The organism is Planktothrix sp. FACHB-1355, assembly GCF_014748295.1.
Classification (GTDB): domain Bacteria; phylum Cyanobacteriota; class Cyanobacteriia; order Cyanobacteriales; family Aerosakkonemataceae; genus Aerosakkonema; species Aerosakkonema funiforme_A.
Genome location: NZ_JACJUP010000948.1, coordinates 1 through 2864 on the forward strand (window position 1 = coordinate 1; position 2864 = coordinate 2864).

Genomic DNA, 2864 nt, shown 5'->3' on the forward strand with positions numbered 1-2864 from the left:
TTGCCATTATTGACGGTAACATCACCTTCTTTTGGTTTGGCTATATTTTGATTCGTCAGGTTTACCACTGAACTACTAGCCTTGAATTCCGCCAGTCCCGCCTTGATAATATTTAAGTTTTGCTTAAGTTCTGTGTCAAAATAAGCCATTGTGCTGTCTCCGTACTCAGCAGAGTCAGCAGCTATTTGGCGACCCCCAAAATGTTCATCTTCGATCGCCTTGATTTGCAAAGCCGCATTATATGCTCGATCTAAGGCTCTTTCTGGCGTTTCGGAAAACCAGTCGCCAGCATAACGCAAGGAATCTCTAATTTTGGCCAAAAATGTTTTCTTCATGACACAAATTTATCGCTGACTCTCAGTGATATAGGAGAAATATCCTGATTGCTTCTGGCTTAATGCAGATTTGCAAAAGTCAGAAAATCGAATGTACGTGGTATGATAACAAATTAACCGGAGGACGGATGGTGGTGTCTGAATCTATTTGGATCGCTGGTTCCAGTCGCGGTGGTAAGACTACCCGGTTGATAGAGCAGTTTTGCACCTGGGTACAGATGGGATTCGATCGCCCAAATGCTACTATGCCCAATTCTGCAACTCAGGGGCGAGCAGTTAGCCAAAGTGTCGTCAGTCGTTTAACTGCCAGACAAAGAGCATCAGCAGCTTTGATATTTGCTGCTAACGGCGATAACCGCATCGAGTTGACCGATCGCATTACAGCAGCGATACCTAATATCCCGATTCGCACAACCACACCTTTAGCTTTTTTTGAGGACGAAGTAATTCTATTTTGGCCGCTCTTAATACAGAGGTTGAATCTAAAGGCACAATTTCCCCTGCGACTGCGCCCGGAAACAGAACAGGAATTAGCAACGGAGCTGTGGCGTCCGGAATTGGATATGGGTATTTGGCGACAGATGGGGGTGAACGAATATCGATTAGTCCGTCGCGCCCTCGACTTGCTGTTACTGGCAGGTTTGAGTGGAACGCCTCCAGAGGATATATCTGAAATTTTAGAACAAGGTTTGGTGGAAGAGGGAGAGGGGGAGAGTTTTGATTCGGAACTCAGCAGTCAGCACTCAACACTAAAAATGATGTTGTTGCGGTGGAAGCAATGGTGTTTGGAGCGAGGATTGCTGACTTACGGTATCATTGCGGAATTATATTGGCGCTATTTATTGCCAGACGCAACTTATCAGCAGCATTTAACTCGTCGGTGTCGCATAGTTCTGGCAGATGATATAGATGATTATCCCGCGATCGCACGCGATTTGTTTGACTTTCTCCTAGACAGTGGCGCGATCGGCGCTTTCGCATACAATCCTGAAGGTGGCGTGCGCGTAGGATTGGGTGCTGACTCCGATTTTATGGCAGGTTTGGCATCCCGCTGTCAAGTAGATACTTTGAGAAGGCGACCTGTGATTTGTTTGGAAGATAGCCTGGGAAATAACTTGGTGGAAGCACTTAACGACCCCTCCTTACTATCCGCTTTACCAGAATCGGTGCAGTCTCTACAAACGATATCGCGATCGCAACTTTTGCGCGAAACCGCCGAAATCATCAGCCAAGCGATAAACTCAGGACAGGTGCAACCGCAAGATGTCGCTGTCATAGCACCCGGTTTAGATGCGATCGCACGCTACAGCTTCATCGAAATTCTCACAGGTAAAGGTATAGCCGTCGAATCTCTCAACGATCAGCGCCCCTTATCCAGTTCTCCGATCGTTCGCGCATTGCTCACCCTTCTGGCTTTAGTTTATCCGGGATTGGGACGTTTGGTAGACCGAGATGCGATCGCGGAAATGTTGGTAGTACTCAGTCAATCATCAGCAGCAACAGATAACGAGGAATCGGAAGATACCTCAATCCCAAATCCCAAATCCCAAATCCCAAAAGGTATCGATCCAGTTCGCGCCGGTTTGTTGGCAGACTATTGTTATGCGCCCGATCCGGAATTGCCCAGTTTGCAGCCGGTGAAAAGCTTTGCTCGCTGGGATCGTCTGGGATATCAAGCGACCATTGCTTATGAAGAAATTGTACAATGGCTGGAAGAACAGCGATCGCAACAACAGCAGCGTCTCATACCCAGCGGCGTTCACGTACTCGATCGAGCAATTCAGCGCTTTTTGTGGAATGGCAGCTATCTTCCCTTTCACCAATTATCAGCTTTGCGAGAATTAATGGAAACCGCCCAGCATTATTGGGAAGTAGACGGACGACTGCGAAAAACTCCGATCGACTCTCCCGTTAACCCAGGAGATACACCATCTCATACTACCGTCGGTCGATTCATACAGCTACTGCGGCGCGGTACAGTAACGGCAAATCCTTTTCCTATGAGAAGTTTTGGCAGAACAGCAAATGCCGTCACCTTGGCGAATATCTTTCAATACCGTTCCAGTCGCAGATTTCATCGTTGGCAATTTTGGATGGATGTCGGTTCTTCTCTGTGGTTAAGTGGAGGTGCAGCGAGTTTATTTGCTTCGCAATTATTTCTGCAAAATCGATTGGGAGAACCTTGGACAGAGCAAGATGAAACAGACGCAGGAGAAGAAAGACTGCGACGAATTGTGCGAGATTTGTTGTCTCGTGCGGGAGAAAGAATTTATTTGTGTCACAGCGATTTTGCCGTAAACGGACAAGAACAAAACGGCCCGCTTTTGACATTGGTAAACGCTTCTGTTCCCGTTAACTCGGAGGCATTATTAACGCAAACCTAGAATCATCGCCAAGAAAACTAGATATATCCAAGCTGTTGGTATGCCGATAAAAAGTCCGGCAATTGCCCAGCCTCTTTGATGAGCTTTGAAGTGTTCGATACTCCGCCACTTTTTACTTTTCCAAGCCCATTCATTGCCTCTAGCA

The 2864-nt window shown here is 47.0% G+C and carries 1 protein-coding gene and 1 pseudogene; one reads left to right on the top strand and one right to left on the bottom strand.

Annotation, left to right across the window (positions count from 1 at the left end):
* A pseudogene (locus H6S82_RS27360) lies at positions 1–335 on the bottom strand (proton extrusion protein PcxA); the annotation flags it as partial.
* A 128-nt stretch (positions 336–463) separates the two neighbouring features.
* Here H6S82_RS27360 and H6S82_RS27365 point away from each other — a divergent pair.
* Positions 464–2719, top strand: a complete 2256-nt coding sequence (locus H6S82_RS27365) for a recombinase family protein (protein WP_199315635.1) — start codon at positions 464–466, stop codon at positions 2717–2719.
* Positions 2720–2864: the final 145 nt, after the last annotated feature.

Excerpts from the sequence above, each read along its gene's own strand:
- H6S82_RS27365 (WP_199315635.1), top strand. The coding sequence starts at position 464 with ATGGTGGTGTCTGAATCTATTTGGATCGCTGGTTCCAGTCGCGGTGGT.